The organism is Mycobacterium lentiflavum, from assembly GCF_022374895.2.
GTDB lineage: Bacteria > Actinomycetota > Actinomycetes > Mycobacteriales > Mycobacteriaceae > Mycobacterium > Mycobacterium lentiflavum.
Map to the genome: position 1 here is coordinate 3,864,589 of NZ_CP092423.2, position 17,650 is coordinate 3,882,238.

Here is a 17,650-nt window from a genome sequence, read left to right on the forward strand (position 1 = left end):
GATGTGTGTGGGGCGTGCAGGAAGCGATCGAAGCCGAACCCGGTGCTGCCCAAAGCATCTCCGACCTGGCGCGGCGAGCAGCGATGAGCCCGCGACCCTTGACCCGGGTTTTTACCAACGAGGTCGGCGAGGCTCCTGGGGCTTACGTCGAACGATCCGCACCGAGTCCGCTCGCCGTCAGCTCGAGGAGACTGACGATGCCGTCGCCGCCATTGCTTAGCGGTGTGGTTTTGGGACATCGGAGACGATGCGCCGCAACTTCATTCGCCGAATCGGTATTCCGCCCGACCAATACCGCAGAAGCTTTTCGTCAAGGCTTACATGCCCCGACCGCCCGCCCGAGGGGTGATCAGTTGATCTGCCGTTCTAGGCCAGCCCAAAACTGCTCCCTTAATGTCCGGCGCAGGATCTTCCCGCTGGGGTTCCGCGGGATTGCATCGGTGACGTGGAACGTGCCGGGCACCTTGAAGCGAGCGAGCCGCCGAGCGAGAAACCGCTCGAGGTCGTCGAGCTGCAGTACTTCATCCTGTTTGGCAACAACGAATGCGTGAATGGATTCGCCCCGCAAGAAATCCGGTGCGCCCACTACCGCGCTGTCGTGTACCGCCGGGTGAGCGTTGATGGTCTTTTCGACCTCTGCGGGGTAGACGTTTTCGCCGGTGACGATGATGAGATCTTTGACGCGGTCCCGTATCACCAGAAAGCCGTCGTCGTCGAGATATCCCGCGTCGCCCGTGCGAATCCAGCCGTCGACAATGGTTTGCCTGGTAGCGGCCGGGTTGTCGAAATACTCGAGCATTTGCGCCGGGCTGCGGAGATAGACTTCGCCGCAGCGTCCGGGTGGAAGTTCGGTGCCGTCGGGGCCGCGGATGGCGACTCCTACGCCGGGATAGGGTCGGCCTGCGGCGTGCAGACGGGCCCGGCCCGGCAGGTGCTCGCTCGGTGGTAGGCATACCGCGGTGTTTCCCGTTTCGGTCAAACCGTAGATCTGTGCGAAATCGCAGCCGAACGTGTCGAGCGCTTGGGAAAGCAGGTCCGGGCCGATCGGGGAGCCCCCATAGGCGATCTTGCGAATCGTGGCGAAATCCGACTTGGTCAGGCCGGGCTCGGACAACATCATGAGCAGCATCGCCGGAACGAAACAGCTTACAGTGACCCCATTTTCACGGATAGCCGTAACGGCATCGAGCGCCTTGAACCGTGGGATCACGACGCTCGGTATCCCCTTGTTGAGGGCCTGCGTCGCCCACCACATACCGCCGATGTGGAATCCCGGTAGCGCGATCAGACTGACATCGCCGTCCCGCCAATCGATCCAATCCAAGCCGGCATCGTCTAAAAGTTCACGCACCGCGGTGAAGGTACGCTGTCCTAGCACAACACCTTTGGGACGGCCCGTCGTTCCGCTGGTGTACATCTGCACGATCGGGGTATCGCGATCGACAACGATCTCGGGAAGTTCAACGGCGGGTGCTCGGTCACGCCATGCGGCGAAGTTCTCGACGTTGATCACAGTTTCGGCTGTTAAGTCGGTGCGGTCGGTGATCAGGACGCGAGCCCCGGCGTGGTCGACGATGTAGTCGACCTCGTCGGCAGCCAAGCGCCAGTTAACCGGTACCAAAACGGCACCGAGACGTGCACAGCCATAAAGCAACTCGTACAGCGCCGGGGAGTCAGCGGCGACGTGGCCGATCCGGTCGCCGGGACCGACACCGGCACTGGCAAGCGCCCGGGAAACCGACACCGATCGCCGCGCGAGTTCGCCGAAGGACACCCGTGCCGACCCGAAGATCAAGGCAATGCGACCGCCGCCGATGCGGGAGTTCTGCTCCAGACGAGCGATGAGGTCGAAATAGCCTCCCGCCATTATGATTGCGCGGGCAGGTCCACCAACACGATTTCGACCTCGCCGAGGGCGCTCCCGCCGCCGTCGTCGGTGAACTCGATCGTGGTCTGCATTGCCAAGAGCGGTCGAGACCGGTTGCGGAATTCGATGTCGATGATCCTCAGAACACCGCGATAAGACCGGGAATTGATCGGTTGCCGGAATCGGGTGGTCATCTTGCTGATCAGCACTGAAGGCAGTTGACGTTGCCAGTAGTCGTCCATCGTCCAGCCGCTCAGCTCGGGGATGAGTTGGTCGCGAACCGAAGCCGCGAGCGTGAAGTAGATCAGCTGGTTATAGGAAATGACGAACTCGACCGCGTTGAAGTGGCCGGTTTCCTCGATGTAGCAGGAGTGGTCGAATCCCAAATCACCGGAACCGACGATGATCTCGCCGCGGCGCACAACCGTCGCTTGCTTGAGGTAGACGGTGTCCTTGCGGACGTACGGGGTCATGGTGCGATCGAGCAGCACGGTGTCGTCCAGCAGGAATTCGGCGAGGCTGGGTTGCGATGTTTGCGTCATGCGGCGACCTCGGCGCCGAGCGGGTATTCGTCGGTGACGGTCACGCGGTAGGACTCCGTTGGTTCGTTGTTTGGATTGTGCAGAGCGCGGTGGATCAGGGTGCGGTTATCCCACAGCACGAGATCGCCAGGCTCATAGGTCTGTACGAAGATGTTCGGGTGTTCGTAGGACTCGTCGAGTTGTCCTGAAGCGTCAAGGATTTCGTCGAGCAAGGAGGTCGGCAGTGCACCGCCCTGAGAGTCTTCGATCGCGTACGTGAAAGCCTCCGATATGTAGAGAATCCGCTCGCCCGTGACCGGGTGGATGAGCACCGTCGGCCACGTTTGCGGCGGTGTGACCCGCTCGATTTCGGCCCGGATGTCACCGATCGGACGGTAGACATCCGAGGGCCGGATCTTGACGTAGCGCCGAGCGCTGTGCTTGCCGAAAGTGTCCGCGATGGCTTCCTTGAGTCGCGGAGTCAGTCGCTCGTAGGCGCTGGCCATGTTGATGAAGCGGGTACCTCGGGTACCAGTGGGCAACTTCTGCGGATAGAAGAGTGTGAACGCGAACGGCTTCGGCATGAACTGGTAATCGGCATGCCAGAATCCGCCGGTCCTCGGCACGCCGATCTGACCCTCCGGCCGGGTGAGGTTCGAGGAGACGAAGATGAGGCCGTTTTCCGGATGGTGATACATCGGTTCGTAGTACGAAACCGGCGTTCCGAAGTGTTGCCCGAGTTCGACGAACGCAGCTGGCTTCAGGTCTTGGGCTTTGAGGATGACGAGTTTGTCAGTGTAGATGTGGTGTCGAAGCAACTGGATGTCATCGCTGGTTGCCATCGCCGGATCGAAGTGGTGCACCTCGACACACGATTGTTCGTTGGATCTGCTGATGAACTGCACCAAGAGTCTCCTCGTCCACCCCCGGTTGTCGGTCAGCAATCCACCCCCATGGTTTGCCCGTGTGTATTAGTCGTCGAATATCGACGTTGAGTTCCCAGCGAATTCGAAAGCTCTCGCGAGTCTCCCTTCGCGTGGAAAAGCCGCCGTCGATAGGTACATTGAGGGCCGCGCCCAGCCCGCACCGGCTGCCTGTCGTGGCGCCGGATCTGCTTCTACGAAGGGCCACATGAGCACTCCCATCGACAACACGCTGACCTACATGGACCAGAGTTACTTCTTGTTCGTGCGTGCGCTGGGCAGAGGACATGTCATCCAGTACATCTGGATCTACGAGAACGGTGTCAATCTCGAGGGCCTGCGCCGGTTTCAGCGCAACCTTCAGCACACGCTGGTGACTCGCTTGATCGAGCGCTCGCCCCTGCCCTTTGGCAGGCCTCGGTGGGTGTCTTACGACGGGCCGGCCGACCTCGACATCGCCGTCGCGCAGCGGCGCCGTGACGAAGTCTGGGACTGGGTCGACGAGCGGTCCTTCGTCGCGATCGATCCCGAACTGGGGCCGCCCTGGCACTTCGGGGTGCAGCCTCTCATCGGTGGTGGTGCCGCCGTGTCGCTGGCCGTTTCGCACACCACGGCGGACGCCGTGGCCGGGATACTGGCCATCGCGGATGCTGTCAACGGCACCCGTCGCGACTACGGATTTCCGCCACCTGGAGCACGCAGTCGCCGACAATCGCTTCGGCAGGACATCGCGGTTACTGCTCGCTCGGCGTTGGACGTACCGGCGGCCATCGCCGCGGGCGCGCGACTTGCGCGCCAACAGCCCGACTACCCGTCGACGTCGGCCAGCTCGGCAGCAGCGGCGCCGGCCAGCCCGGCAGCGCCGGCGCCATCGGCGCCGGCGCGCGGGGAGCGACTGGTGGTACCAAGGGTTTACGGCTATGTCGACGCTCAAGACTGGGATGAGCGTGCTGGAGCCCTGGGCGGAACACGCAACGTGCTGTTCGCCGGTTTCTCCACTCGGCTCGGCTATCGACTTGGCCGGGCCAACCACGAAGGAAGCGTTGTGCTGTTGGTGCCGGTGAGCGATCACACCGATGGCGACACGCGAGCCAATTCGCACACGGTGATTCCCGTGCGCGCGAACGCAAATGAGGTCACGCAGAACCTCGCCCGACTTCGCGGGGCTCTAAAGCAAGCTTTCGTCGAACTTGCGGAAACCGGCTCTGCGTTAGAGGCGCCAATGGCGTTGATTCCCTTCACCCCCAAGGCGTTTATTCGCCATCGAGAGAGGTCGGCGGTCAATGTGAGTAAACACGTGGGCTGCACCAACATCGGCGAAATGCCGTCCGAGGTGAACCGGCCCGACGGTACCGATGCGGACTTCTTCGGCATCCGCGGGGGTGAAGCCGGAATCACGCCAGCAATCTTGGAGCGGTTGGGCGGGCATCTGCTGGTCTCAGCCGCATCGCTTCGGGGCAAGGTGTGGTTCAGTGTCGCGTCGTGGGAAACCGGCAAGACCAATACGAAAGCGGCACTCGCGGAGGTGGTGGATGCGGCGCTGAACGACTTTGGTCTGCGGGCCGCGATCGAGTATTAAACCGGTGGTTCCGGGTCGTACTGAATGTAGCGGCGGACGTCACGGGCACGCTCAACGCCGGCGAGTCGGCTGACGAGGTGTAGGGCCATATCGATTCCCGCGGATACCCCCGAGGAAGTGACGATGTCACCGTCGTCGACGAAGCGCTCCTCGCGTCGGACATCGATGGTCGGATCCAGCGTGGTCAGCAGGTCCAGTGAGGCCCAGTGGGTAGTGGCGGGGCGGTGGGAGAGCAGTCCGGCGGCGGCGTACACCAGGGAGCCGGTGCACACGCTGGTCATCAGCGGCACGGCGGCGCGTTGACGCCGGACCCAATCCAACCAAGTTTCATCCTGCGCGAGTGGGCGCACGCCCTGTCCACCCGGGTGCAAAAGCACGTCAAGCTGCGGCGCGTCGTCGAAGGAATGGTGAGCTTGCAACACCAAGCCCTTGGCACAGCTCACCAAGCCACCGGAAGGCGACAGACACGACACCGTGTAGCCGTCACCGGGAAAGTGGTGGGCCCACGACGACCAGACTTCCCATGGGCCGACCGCGTCCAGCTCCTCCACGCCGTCGAACAGCACGATTCCGATGTTCTTGGTCATGTTTTAAGATTCTCCCTCGCCGAGGTACCAGGGCGGGCATCACGGCGGTGAGTTTCGAACGGGGAACTAGGAAGGTCACCCCGAGCTTATCGACGTGCCTGGACCCGCGCGGTTGGCGCGCTCCACTACCAGATGCATCAAGGCGAGACGGACGGGTGTTCACAGTCAGCTTGTTGGGCGGCAGCGACTGATATGCCACCGAATTAGCCACTGCGCGAAAGCATCTCATCGAGCATTTATGTATTGATCAGCCATTCCGCCGAGGCCCAGGTGCAGCCATCGCAGTAACTCGTGCCAGGCGGTCGGCATCGGTGCCGTCACGCAACTCGCCGAGTGCGGATCACGGTCAGTCCGTCGCGAATCCTCTCCCACAAGGCGAAGGACCGCGCCAATTGGGCGCGTGCTAGCGGATCGGATTCGGAGAGCTCGCCGGCAAAGCTTCCGATCGGGCATCCACCTGCGCAACCTCGGCCCCGCATCATGTCGACCTGTCCATACGCGAGTACTCGACTCAACTGCTGTTTCGGTACTTCTCAATTCGCTTCTGCCACTCGACAAGCCGGTTAAGTTCGCTTTCGAGGTCGGCCGGCTCGGGTGCCAAGCAGTTGGTTTTCTCCGCCTTATCTTGGCGCTGGACCCACTCCGATGTCGCTTCGTAACGGTCTTGCAGATCCTGATCGTCGACCTCGGTCACCGGGGCGAGCACGCGGAACTTCTCCATCAGCACATCCGCCCCACCTCGATCGAAGAGCTGGTTGAGGATATCGCCGGTGATGCAGTGCTCCCACGCCTCCGATAGCTTGCCCTCCCATGACGCAACGCGCTCCTCGTAGTCGTCCTGGACCAGGCTCGGCCGCTCCTTGGTCAGCTTGGTCAGCTCGGTGCGCAGGTCGTCGATTCGCGAAGCGAAGTCTTTGGCTTTCACGGCAGGAGGTCCAGGCAGACGCGGAGCTCCGACCCTCGGTGTTCGACCGGCCTTCCAACCGGCGGCACGTCTTCGCTGTCGGCCGCCACGCTTAGGTCGCCGACGAAGGGGAGGTCGTGGGGGAATTCGGCGGCCATCGGACACCGGTTATGTAAGGTTTGCAAGACATTCGTCTCCCTTGCGGTTTAGCTAACCAACTTGACTCCGAGTATTACCGACAAAGCGTGCAAGAAGGAGCGAGCACCGCCTCGTCCGCAGTCGTCTCACCGCGGCCGACGCTTTCGATCAGTTCATAGCTGGACGGATGCGGCAACCTGTTGCGCTGCGATCGCGGTAACGCTCCCACCGCGCAACCGCATCGCCTGCAATGCCTCCTCGAGGCACGTCGAACGACGTATCCGCGTAGTCGATCGTTGCGATCCGCGGGCCAACAAGGTATCGACTAGGCCGTCATTTCTGGCGGCCGTCGAGCCGCGCTGTTGGACCGCCCCGTATAACCACGGCCATCACCGCCGCATACCGCTGCTCGGCCACGCTCAACTCCCTCATCTCGGGAGTGTCAAGGATCAACCGAAGTAACTGTCAACCATGAGCCGAAACACTGTCAGGCATTACCCGAAGACAAAATGTCAAGCATCAACCGAGGTCATACAGGCTCTGAAGTGGGGCGGGCGGGGCTCGAACCCGCGACCAACGGATTATGAGTCCGCGGCTCTAACCAACTGAGCTACCGCCCCTTGTACTGACGAGCCGCGGGTATGTTTTCCGGCAATACCTGAACTGGGCTTGCCGAACCATCGGCCACGCCCGCCGGATCGTCACTGCGCAGGGTACCAAGTTCGTAATGGGACCCCGCCTCTGTTAGCCAGTTTGCGGATCCTCGCGGTAACGGTCCGTTCAGCTGCACAAGCCCAAACGGTTGTAGGGTGCGGTACCCATGACGCACGACGCGATAGGAAACCTCGATCGCACCCGGTTGCCGCTTCCTGACACGCCGACGGGCGGCCGGGCGGCACGGACGATTGCCGAGTCGGTGATGCCGGTCATCACGCCCATCCGGCCGCCGCAGGGCGCACCGAATGTCGTGATCGTGCTGCTTGACGACGTGGGATTCGGGGCCACCGCGACATTCGGTGGTCCGGTTCCATCGCCGGCCGGTGACGCGTTGGCGCAGGAAGGTCTGCGGTACAACCGCTTCCATACCACTGCGCTGTGCTCGCCGACGCGGGCGGCGTTGCTCACGGGCCGGAATCATCACGTGGTCAACACCGGCAACATCACCGAGTGGGCCACCGGATACGACGGATACAACAGCATCATCCCGAGATCGGCCGCCACTGTCGCCGAGACGTTGCGGCTCAATGGCTACAGCACCGCAGCATTCGGCAAATGGCACAACACCCCGGTCTGGGAAGTGAGCCCGAGCGGCCCGTTCGACCGGTGGCCGACCAGCATGGGCTTCGAAGAGTTTTACGGCTTCATGGGCGGCGAAGCACACCAATACAATCCCGGGCTCTATCACGGGACGACACCGGTCGAACGTCCCGAAAACGTCGAGAACTACCACCTGACAACCGATCTCGCCGATCGGATGACCGAATGGGTGCATCGGCAGCGGTCCATCTCGCCGGACCGGCCATTTTTCGTGTACTGGGCACCCGGCGCGACCCACGCACCCCACCACGTCGCACCCCACTGGAGCGAGCCCTTCCGAGGTCAGTTTGACCAAGGCTGGGACACACTGCGCGAAGAGACATTTGCCCGCCAGAAACAGCTGGGGGTGATCCCCGCGGACGCTGAATTGACGCCACGCCATCCGTCTATTCCCGCGTGGGACTCGATCTCGCCGGATCGCCAGCGCATCGCGGCACGGCTGATGGAGGTCTACGCGGGGTTCTTGGCCCACACCGACGACGAGATCGGGCGAATGATTTTGGCGCTCAAGGACATGTCCGAGTGGGACAACACGCTGTTCTTCTACATCATCGGAGACAACGGGGCCGCGCCCGCGGGTGGGATCGATGGTGTCTTCAACGAAATGGTGGCGCTGAACGGACTCCAAGAGGATGTCGCGGTCGTGCTGTCGAAGATGGACGAATTCGGCGGTCCGAAGGCCAGCAACGAGTATCCGGTGGGATTCGCGTGGGCGATGAGCACGCCGTTTCAGTTCACCAAGCAGTTCGCCAGCCACTTCGGCGGCACCCGCAACCCGATGATCGTCACCTGGCCCGAGCGCATCACCGACAAGGGCGGGCTGCGTTCCCAGTTCCACCACGTCATCGACATCGCCCCCACCATCCTGGAAGCCGCCGGCATCCCGGCACCGACAGTGGTCAACGGTGTGGACCAAAGACCCTACGACGGCATCAGCGTGGCGTACACCTTCGACAGTGCCGCGGCCCAAGACCGTCGCCGCACCCAATACTTCGAGATCCAGGGCACCCGCGGGATCTATCACGAGGATTGGATCGCGTGCACCTACCACGGCAAGATCCAGTGGAAGAAAAGCCCACTGCCGGCGTTCAGCGACGATCGTTGGGAGCTCTACGACCTGAGCCGCGACTACAGCCAGGCCGTCGACCTAGCCGCCGAGCACCCGGACAAGCTCGCCGAATTACAGGCATTGTTCGAAGCCGAAGCCGAGAACAACGACGTCTTTCCGCTCGATGACCGCGGACCGATCCGCGCGATGGATGCCCGTCCCACCATTCTCGGTGAGCGGACTTCGATCTCGTTCGCAGCCGGCGCTATCCGCATGCCCGAGGACATCATTCGCAGCACGTTCAATCGGTCGTACTCGATCACGGCCGCAATCGACACGCCGGGCGGCGCCACTGTCGAAGGTGTGCTGCTGGCAGCCGGCGGATATTTCGCGGGACTGTCGCTGTATGTGCAGCAGGGACTGCCCAGGTTCACCTACAACTATTTCGGCTCGACCTACACCACCGTGACCGCATCCGAACTCCTGCCTGCCGGTGAAGCCACCGTCTCGATCGAATTCGATTACGACGGTGGCGGTCTGGGCAACGGCGGCGTGGCAAGGCTGCTACTCGACGGTCGCCACGTCGGTGAGTCGCGCATCGAACGCACCGTCCCATTCGGGTTCAGCGCCGACGAGGGAGTCGACATCGGTATGGACGGCGGAACACCAGCTGCCGATACCTACGAAGGCACCTTCCCGTTCAACAGCACCATCAACGAGGTCACGATCCAGCTCCGATGAGAGGGCCCCGTCAACACGGGATCTGTTGAAAAAACGAAATTGGGCGACCCGCCCCTGATCCGCAATTCGCGTAAAAGGCAGAAAGTAAGACGACAGTTACGCGGTGTTCAATCCGCCGGCAGCGTCTCGGGGAATGAGAATTTAGTGCCATTGACGAGATTGTTTGGCCGCCATATCATCCAAGGCGCTCAGCCCCATTGAAAGCAATTCACGGCATCTTGCCCCGGAGTAAATCCGGCTGACGACGGAGATCCACAGGAGACAAGATGGTCGAGCTACCGCGCGCCCCCCAAGAGTTCACCGGCGTCATCAATCCCTCGCTGGCCGATTCCACTCCGGTCGTGCCGTCGATCACCCACCCGCGCCCGGGTGCCCCCAACGTTGTCGTCGTTCTCCTCGATGATGTCGGCTTTGGTGCCGCGTCCACTTTCGGCGGGCCGGTTCCGACACCGGCACTGGAACGCGTCGCCGGTGCGGGCTTGCGCTACAACCAATTTCACACGACCGCGCTGTGCTCGCCGACACGCGCCGCCCTGTTGACCGGACGCAACCACCACAGTGCGCACATGGGCACCATCTGTGAGATCGCCTACGGATTCCCCGGTTACGACAGCGTGATACCGCAGAGCACGGCCACCATCGCACAGGTGCTGCGGATGAATGGTTACAGCACCGCGTTGTTCGGCAAGGCGCACGTCACCCCCACCTGGGAGCTGGGTCCGGCCGGTCCGTTCGATCGCTGGCCGACCGGACTCGGGTTCGAACGCTTCTACGGCTTCCTGGGCGGCGACACGTCGCAGTACGAACCGGCGCTCTACGACCAGACGACACCCATCGAGCCCTACTTGGACCGCGACGACTACCACCTCACCGAGGATCTCGCCGAGAAAGCGATCGACTGGATTCGGTTGCAGAAGACGTCGGCGCCGGACAAGCCGTTCTTCGTGTATTTCGCGCCCGGGGCCACCCACAGCCCCCACCAGGTGTGGCCCGAATGGTCGGACCGGTTCGCCGGGCAGTTCGACGACGGCTGGGATGCGTTGCGGGACACAATATATGGGCGCCAAATCGAGATGGGCATCATTCCTGCTGACGCCCGGTTGACGCCGCGGCCCGAACAGATACCGGCATGGGCGGACTACGACGAGCGCTACCGGCCGGTCGCCCGGCGTCTGATGGAGGTCTACGCGGGCTTCTTGGCCCACACCGACGCTCAGATCGGGCGGGTCATCGACGCCATCGACGAGTTGGGGCAATGGGACAACACGCTGTTCATCTACGTCTGCGGTGACAACGGCGCGTCGGCCGAGGGAACGGTGCACGGCGCGTGGAGCTCGCCGGCGTTTCAAAACGGGCTGCCCGAGGATCCCGAATGGCTGCTGGCCCACATGGCCGACTTCGGCACCGCACGCGCCGAGAACCACTACAACGTCGGCTGGGCCTGGGCGCTCGACGCACCGTTTCAGTGGATGAAGCAGATCGCCTCCCACTTCGGCGGGACCCGCAATGGGCTGGCCATCTCGTGGCCGCAGGGCATCGGCGCAGCAGGCGAGCAGCGCAGTCAGTTCCACCATGTCATCGACATCGCACCGACCATCCTCGACGCCGCCGGCATCGAGATGCCCACGAGCGTCAACGGTATCGAGCAAAGGCCTGTCGAGGGCGTCAGCATGCGGTACTCGTTCGACGACGCTGCCGCCGAAAGCCACCGCACCACACAGTATTTCGAGATTTTCGGCAATCGCGCCGTTTACCACGAGGGTTGGATCGCGTCCTGCTTCCATGGGCGGCTGCCCTGGGTGCGCACCCAAAAGACCAACCCGTTCGGCGCAAGCGAGCGCTGGGAGCTCTACCATCTCGCCGACGACTTCAGCCAGGGCCTCGACCTGGCGGAGCAATACCCGGACAAGCTGACCGAGCTGCAGGCGGTCTTCGACGCCGAAGCACGCAAATACAACGTCTACCCACTCAGCGATGCGACGGTGCTGCGCGCACTGCCCGCCAACCGGCCAAGCCCGCTCGCCGATCGCACCACGGTCACCTACTACGCCGGTCACGTGCGCATCCCCGAAACGGCGACGCTGAGTTACACCAGCACGTCATTCCAGCTGCGGGCACAGGCGCAGATACCGCCGGGAGGCGTACAGGGCGTGATCATCTGCATCGGCGGGTCCATGGCCGGCTGGTCGCTGTACGTCCAAGATGGCATTCCACGCTTTACCTATAACTACCTAGGCCACCAGCTCACCACGGTTGCGGGTGCCGAGCCGCTCCCGGAAGGCCCTGTCCTGGTTGGCCTTTCGTTCGATTACGACGGCGGCGGGCTGGGCAAGGGCGCCTCGGTTTCGGTGCGCGTCAACGAAATCGAGGTGGCCAGCGGCCGCATCGAGCGGACGGTTCCCTTCCGCTTCTCGATGAGCGGAGAAACCTTGGACGTCGGCACCGACAGCGGCTCGCCCGTGGCTCCCTACGGTCACGATTTCCGATTCACGGGGCGTATCGATCGAATCGATGCCACCGTCGAACCTCAGCCCGCTGACTTGGCGGCGGCACTCGCCGAGGCCGAACTGCACGCCGCCATGGGCGCGCAGTAGCTACGAAAACTGGTCAGCAACCGATGCTGGACATGTGGAGCAGCCTCGTCCCACTGGTACTTGGGTCTGCGCTCGAACCGATCGAACTCGTGATCACGATCATGCTGCTAGGCACGCCTTCGCACCTTCGCGCTGCCGGCGCCTGGGTCGGTGGGCATGTCACGATGCGTCTGCTTCAGGGTCTTGTCTTCGGGACGATTCTGCACTGGGGGGCGCGCGGCGCCGACTCTAAGCATGAGCACCACTGGATCGTGTCGACCGTCCTCTTGGTTGTGGCACTGCTGTTTCTGGTCACCGCGGCGCGAGCGGTGCTTACCGACGACGATCCCGATGCCCCGCCGTCGAAATGGATGACCATCCTGATGTCAGCCACACCCACCAACGCCTTCTTAATCGGCACGGGTCTCATGACGGTCTCGGTCAAGGCCTGGGTGTTTACGCTGGCCGCCATCGGCGTGATCGGCAACGCCGACATCGGGCGGGTCGCCCACATCGTCTCCTACATCGGCTTTGTGTTGCTCGCCGCGAGCGGGAATCTGCTCATCATCGGTCTGGCTGCGTTCTTCCCGCAGCGGTCACGTGCCCTGCTGGCCCCGACATTGAGCTGGCTACAAAAGCATGAGCGGCCCATCACGGTCGCCACGGGCCTGGTGTTCGGCATCTGGCTGGGGATCAAAGCCCTGCGCGGCTTCGGGATTCTGTAAAAGTCCCCTTAGCGTCAGCTGCCACTGCCAGACTCGCCGGCCACCGGGCGAAGGCGGAAGATCCGGATCTGCCGGGGCGCACAATTCTTGCGGTAGTTCTCGTATCCGGCGTAGACGTCGTTGGCCATCGCCCAAGCGGCGGCGCGCTCGTCGCCCTCCAGCAGTTCGGCCCGGTATGGCCTCGGCGGGCCGTTGAGCTCGACCGTGCACTCGGGATGCGCCAGCAGGTTTGCGCTCCAGCCGGGATGCTTTTCCTGGCCATAATTCGACCCGATCGCGAGCAGCCCGTCGCCGTCGTTCAGCAACGCCAGCGGCTGCGAGCGGGGCTGACCCGACTTCGCTCCGGTGGTCGTGACGAGTCCGACCTTGTCGATCCCCATCGTGCTGAAGCGTCCGTTGGTCAGCGGGATCACGACCTTGTCGAAGCGCGGCGCCAGATGCTTGCCGAGCGCAGAGCCGACGCGAGTCATGGCCGCGCGTTCAAAGATGGCCTCGTCCCACCGGAGATGCCGACCGCGATAGGGGCTGAACCGTCGGAGCGTCACGGCTAAAGCGTAGTCAGTGTGCGTCGATTGCGGGGCCGGCATGGATGCCGATAGCGAACTCGCCTCTGTTGACGGTTTTGCACGAAGGTTTCTCGCTAGTCGGTGCCGCGGCCGGTCTGTTGTTGCAGCGCATCGATCAGCTCCGAAGCCTGCGCTTTCGTTAGGTCGTCGGGAACCTCGCGATCGGCCTCCTGGGCCAGCGTGTGCAGGTAACTGCGCTGCGGGCCGGTCATCGGCTCGTCACCAGTGGCCCATTCGGACGGGTCTTTTTCGGGGTTCTCCTGCGGCGCGCGCCGCGTGTCATCGGTCATAAGGCAAGGAATATCCATCGCACATGCGTTCGAAACTTCGGTTTGCGTCACCCGTGTTTTTGATGGGGCATGATCACCGACACGATCACTTCTTCTCAGCTGAAGACGGTCTGACCGTCGACATCGAGCAGGTAGGTCTCGGTACCTTCGGAAACCCGGGGCGCGTCCCCGCCCAGCGAGACAGCGATTTTATTGCTGGCATTACGCATCACATCGAGGGTGAGCTCGACGGCCTCGGCCTCGGAAAAACGGGCGCGCACCTCGGCGACGTCATCGGCGGCGAGGTGCGACGGTGTCCAAATTAACCCATCTACATACCGCAGCGCTGCTTTTGCACGAGCATCGATCAGCTCCGACTGCTCGAACTGCGCGATGTCGTCGTACAGCGTCTCCGAACCGCCCGCATCCAGAGCCCTGCTCTCGCGCACCGACTTGCACAGCCGACAGTTGTGCGCAGCGGCCCCCCGCAGCCGAACCAGCTCGGAGGTCACCGGATCAAGCGAGCGCATCCGCCCCACCGACGGCAGGAACTCGTTGAACACCTCCGCGGACGGGTCCGTGGCGTGATCCCACTCGATCGGCTCGCGCGTCCACCCGAGAAAACTGTCGCCGACGCCCAACGCTTCCAGTCCGGCCCGCACCCGCGGCACGAGGTCGGCGATGTACATCGCCACCACGACACCAAAAGTGTTGTCCCCCAAGGCCTTAAACAACCGCGACCGCTGCTCGGCGGTGACCGCGGAAACGTCGGCACTGAACTGCTCGGCGAACTCGGCGACGACGGCCTCGACGTCCGACACCGGGTCGGACGCCGGCTCGGAAACCGACACCTCGACCGGCAGCGGCGGCAACGACATCGTCTGCGCACAGACCCGCCGCACCAGGCCCACCAGACGGCCGTCGGGCAACGCCAGAGAAACCAACCGCGTCAGCTGACCATTTCGAACCGTAGCCGGAACCACCATTCCCGATACGTTACGACTACTGCGCCTGGCTCACCGAAGACATGTGGAAATCCGGGATCCGCAGCGTCGGCATCGCCGACCGGGTCACCCAGTCGCCCCACTCTCGCGGCAGCGTCTTCTCGCTGACGCCGGCCTCGGTCGCGCGTCGCAGCAGATCCAGCGGGCTCTCGTTGAACCGGAAGTTGTTGACCGCCGCGGTGACCTCGCCGTCCTCGATCAGGTACACCCCGTCGCGGGTCAGTCCCGTCAGCAACAGCGTGGTGGGATCGACCTCGCGGATGTACCACAGTGTGGTCAGCAGCAGCCCGCGCTCGGTGCCTGCGATCATGTCGGCAAGATCGTTGGACCCGCCGGTCATCACCAGGTTGTCCGCGGCGACGGCCACCGGAGCGTCGAACTTGGCGGCGGCGGCGCGCGGATAGGCCAGCGCGTTGATCACCCCATTGCGGATCCAGTCGATCTGGCTGAGCTCCATACCGTTGTCGAACACCGATACGGTCTCCGTGGAACTGCTCGTCGCCACAAAGGGCGTGCATGCCAGCCCCGGCGCCATCGGGTCGGAGAACAACGTCAACGGCAGATCGGTGAGCCGCTCCCCCACCCGGGTACCGCCGCCCGGCGCCGAGAACGCGGTGCGCCCCTCCTGCGCGCCTCGGCCGGCCATTGACCAGCCCAGGTAGATCATCATGTCGGCCACCGTCGACGGCGGCATGATCGTCTCGTAGCGCCCGGGCGGCAGCGCAACGGTGCGCTCCGCCCAGCCCAGTCGCAGCGACAGGTCCTCGAGCAGCGAATCCGTCGGCACGTCAACGAAATCGGCTGTCCCGATACCGGCCCAGGCGCTCGCGTCACCGCGTTTGCCATTGATCTCCACCGCCCCGGCGGGCTGGGTGAAACGGCGGCGCAGGCCCGTCGACGACGCCAGGAATGTCGTCGAAACACTATGGTGCGCAAAGCCATACAACCGATCGGTACCGGCGAATCCGCGGCTCAGCGAACCGGCCACGTCGGCGAACACCTCGGCCCCGGTGCCGGGCACCGGCGCATCCCAATCGGCGGGCACCCCGGTATCGGCCAGCAACGGCGCGGCATCGCCGGCCTCCGGGGCGGCAGCGGCCGCCTCTTGCGAGGCCGCTACCAGGCCCGGGATCACCCGCGGGTCCACCTCGGCCGACGTCACCGTGCCCAACGACGCGCTATCGCCCTTGCGCACAATAGAAATGACGGTGATGTCGCGGCTGTGCGAAACCCCATTGGTGGTCATCGAATTGCCGGCCCACCGCAGCGTCGCCTCGACCTTGTCGGTGACCAGCACCATGGTCTCATCGGCGCGGCCCCGTTTCGCTGCCTGCTCCAAGACGAGGTTGACGACATGCTGCGGGGTGATCATCGGCCGCCCTCGGTCCGGGTGTTGAGCACGTTGACGCCGCGGAACAACGCCGACGGGCAACCGTGGCTGACCGCGGCGACCTGGCCGGGCTGCGCCTTGCCGCAGTTGAACGCACCGCCCAGCCGCCAAGTCGAGTGTCCGCCCACGGCTTCCATCGAGTTCCAGAAATCGGTGGTAGTGGCCTGGTAGGCCACGTCGCGCAACTGGCCGTCCAGGCGACCGTCGCGTATGCGGAAGAAACGCTGGCCGGTGAACTGAAAGTTGTACCGCTGCATGTCGATTGACCAGGATTTGTCACCGACGATGTAGATGCCGTCCTGAACCCGGCCGATCAGGTCATCGGTGGAAAGGTCGTCGGGACCGGGCTGCAGCGACACGTTGGCCATCCGCTGGATCGGCACGTGATGCGGCGAGTCGGCATACGAGCAGCCGTTGGAACGCGACTGTCCCAGTCGTGGCGCGAACACCCGATCAAGCTGGTAGCCGAGGAACATCCCGTCGCGCACCAGGTCCCAGCTCTGCGCGGCCACGCCGTCGTCGTCGTAACCGATAGTGGCCAAACCGAATTCGACGGTGCGGTCGGCGGTCACGTTCATCACCGACGAGCCGTAGCGCATGGTGCCGAGTTTGTCCGGAGTGGCGAACGACGTGCCGGCGTAGGCGGCCTCGTAACCGATCGCCCGGTCGTATTCGGTTGCGTGACCGATGGATTCGTGAATGGTCAGCCACAAGTTGGTCGGGTCGATCACCAGGTCGGTGGGCCCCGCCGTCACGCTGGGCGACTTGACCTTCTCGGCCAGCAGAGCCGGCAGCTGCGCGAGCTCGTCGGTCCAGTTCCACACCTCGTCGCCAACCAGCACCTCCCAGCCGCGTCCCATCGGCGGCGCCAGGGTGCGCATCGAGTCGAAACTGCCCGCCGCGGGATCGACGGTCACCGCCTCCAGCGACGGCATCACCCGCACCCGCTGCTGGGTGATCGCCGACCCGAAGGTGTCGGCGTAGAACGTCTGCTCCTTGACGGCAGTCAGGCCGGCGGAGACGTGGTCGACCCCGTCGGCGCTCAGCAGCCGTCCGGAGTACTCCTCGAGCACGCCGATCTTGTCGGCGGCGGGGATGTCGAACGGGTCGATCCGGTAGTTCGACACCCAGGTGGCGTCGGCGTACACCGGCTCGGGTGCCAGCTCGACGCGCTCACGGTTCAGCGCCGCCAACGTGGTGGCCACGTGCACCGCGCGGCGCGCCGTGTCGGCCGCGACCGAGGACGCCAGCTCCGCGTGGGAGGCGAAACCCCAGGTCCCGTCGACGATGACCCGCACCGCCAAACCAACCTCACGGCTGAGGACCGCGGTCTCGAGCTCACCGTCGCGCAGCTGGATGATCTCGGTGTTGATGCGGTGAATGCGCAGGTCCGCGTAGCTGGCCCCGGCCGTCGTGGCCGCCGACAACGCGGCTTCGGCGAGCTCGTGTCGCGGCAGGGCCAGGAAGTCGGCATCGATCCCCCGATTCGGTGTCACGG

General features: G+C 63.9%; 14 protein-coding genes, 1 tRNA gene and 1 pseudogene. 5 read left to right on the forward strand and 11 right to left on the reverse strand.

Translation table 11 applies throughout. The features are described 5' to 3' along the window. Window positions 1-14: 14 nt before the first annotated feature. A pseudogene (locus MJO58_RS18080) lies at window positions 15-349 on the forward strand (helix-turn-helix domain-containing protein); the annotation flags it as partial. On the opposite strand, the gene MJO58_RS18085 reads toward MJO58_RS18080, so the two are convergent. Genes MJO58_RS18085 through scoE form a run of 3 tightly spaced genes read right to left on the reverse strand, consistent with a single transcriptional unit; the run spans window position 350 to window position 3,293 of the window. After that, window positions 350-1,867, reverse strand: a complete 1,518-nt coding sequence (locus tag MJO58_RS18085) for an AMP-binding protein (protein WP_239720336.1) — start codon at window positions 1,865-1,867, stop codon at window positions 350-352. After that, window positions 1,867-2,409, reverse strand: coding sequence for an FcoT family thioesterase (locus tag MJO58_RS18090; RefSeq protein WP_239720338.1), 543 nt, complete (start codon window positions 2,407-2,409; stop codon window positions 1,867-1,869). Before MJO58_RS18090 ends, MJO58_RS18085 begins: the two co-directional genes overlap by 1 nt. Beyond that, window positions 2,406-3,293: a (3R)-3-[(carboxymethyl)amino]fatty acid oxygenase/decarboxylase gene (scoE, locus tag MJO58_RS18095; RefSeq protein WP_239720341.1), complete on the reverse strand. Its 888-nt coding sequence runs from the start codon at window positions 3,291-3,293 to the stop codon at window positions 2,406-2,408. The genes MJO58_RS18090 and scoE overlap by 4 nt, the downstream gene beginning before the upstream one ends. 226 nt (window positions 3,294-3,519) lie before the next feature. Here scoE and MJO58_RS18100 point away from each other — a divergent pair, with 226 nt between their 5' ends. Next, window positions 3,520-4,890 (forward strand): hypothetical protein, encoded by a 1,371-nt coding sequence (locus MJO58_RS18100; RefSeq protein WP_239720343.1) that lies wholly within the window; start codon window positions 3,520-3,522, stop codon window positions 4,888-4,890. Here the strand turns inward: MJO58_RS18100 and MJO58_RS18105 are convergent. From MJO58_RS18105 to MJO58_RS18115, 3 genes are all read right to left on the reverse strand, one after another. Beyond that, window positions 4,887-5,477, reverse strand: coding sequence for a DJ-1/PfpI family protein (locus MJO58_RS18105; RefSeq protein WP_239720344.1), 591 nt, complete (start codon window positions 5,475-5,477; stop codon window positions 4,887-4,889). The two genes, MJO58_RS18100 and MJO58_RS18105, sit on opposite strands and share 4 nt — an antisense overlap. A gap of 511 nt (window positions 5,478-5,988) precedes the next feature. Beyond that, a complete protein-coding gene (locus MJO58_RS18110) occupies window positions 5,989-6,402 on the reverse strand; it encodes a hypothetical protein (RefSeq protein ID WP_239720346.1) in 414 nt (137 codons plus the stop codon). A gap of 663 nt (window positions 6,403-7,065) precedes the next feature. Then, window positions 7,066-7,139: transfer RNA gene (locus MJO58_RS18115), tRNA-Ile, on the reverse strand. Window positions 7,140-7,339: 200 nt separating this feature from the next. Here MJO58_RS18115 and MJO58_RS18120 point away from each other — a divergent pair. The 3 genes from MJO58_RS18120 (at window position 7,340) to MJO58_RS18130 (ending at window position 12,923) form a co-directional block, all read left to right on the forward strand. Continuing rightward, window positions 7,340-9,625, forward strand: coding sequence for an arylsulfatase (locus tag MJO58_RS18120; RefSeq protein WP_239720347.1), 2,286 nt, complete (start codon window positions 7,340-7,342; stop codon window positions 9,623-9,625). A 266-nt stretch (window positions 9,626-9,891) separates the two neighbouring features. Further along, window positions 9,892-12,219 carry an arylsulfatase gene (locus MJO58_RS18125; RefSeq protein ID WP_239720348.1) on the forward strand — a complete coding sequence of 776 codons (2,328 nt, stop codon included), beginning with the start codon at window positions 9,892-9,894 and terminating at the stop codon, window positions 12,217-12,219. A 32-nt stretch (window positions 12,220-12,251) separates the two neighbouring features. Beyond that, window positions 12,252-12,923 carry a GAP family protein gene (locus MJO58_RS18130; RefSeq protein ID WP_244890113.1) on the forward strand — a complete coding sequence of 224 codons (672 nt, stop codon included), beginning with the start codon at window positions 12,252-12,254 and terminating at the stop codon, window positions 12,921-12,923. A gap of 14 nt (window positions 12,924-12,937) precedes the next feature. Here the strand turns inward: MJO58_RS18130 and MJO58_RS18135 are convergent, their stop codons facing one another. From MJO58_RS18135 to MJO58_RS18155, 5 genes are all read right to left on the reverse strand, one after another. Continuing rightward, window positions 12,938-13,468 (reverse strand): nitroreductase family deazaflavin-dependent oxidoreductase, encoded by a 531-nt coding sequence (locus MJO58_RS18135; protein WP_239720351.1) that lies wholly within the window; start codon window positions 13,466-13,468, stop codon window positions 12,938-12,940. Window positions 13,469-13,563: 95 nt separating this feature from the next. After that, the gene (locus MJO58_RS18140; protein ID WP_090603806.1) at window positions 13,564-13,779 is read right to left on the reverse strand and encodes a DUF3072 domain-containing protein; all 216 of its coding nucleotides are present in this window, start codon (window positions 13,777-13,779) and stop codon (window positions 13,564-13,566) included. Between the two features lie 95 nt (window positions 13,780-13,874). Beyond that, entirely contained in the window at window positions 13,875-14,744 is an 870-nt protein-coding gene (locus MJO58_RS18145; protein ID WP_239720353.1) for a carboxymuconolactone decarboxylase family protein, read from the reverse strand. 16 nt (window positions 14,745-14,760) lie between these two features. Further along, entirely contained in the window at window positions 14,761-16,134 is a 1,374-nt protein-coding gene (locus MJO58_RS18150; RefSeq protein ID WP_239720355.1) for a TldD/PmbA family protein, read from the reverse strand. After that, a complete protein-coding gene (locus MJO58_RS18155) occupies window positions 16,131-17,648 on the reverse strand; it encodes a TldD/PmbA family protein (RefSeq protein ID WP_239720357.1) in 1,518 nt (505 codons plus the stop codon). Before MJO58_RS18155 ends, MJO58_RS18150 begins: the two co-directional genes overlap by 4 nt. Window positions 17,649-17,650: the final 2 nt, after the last annotated feature.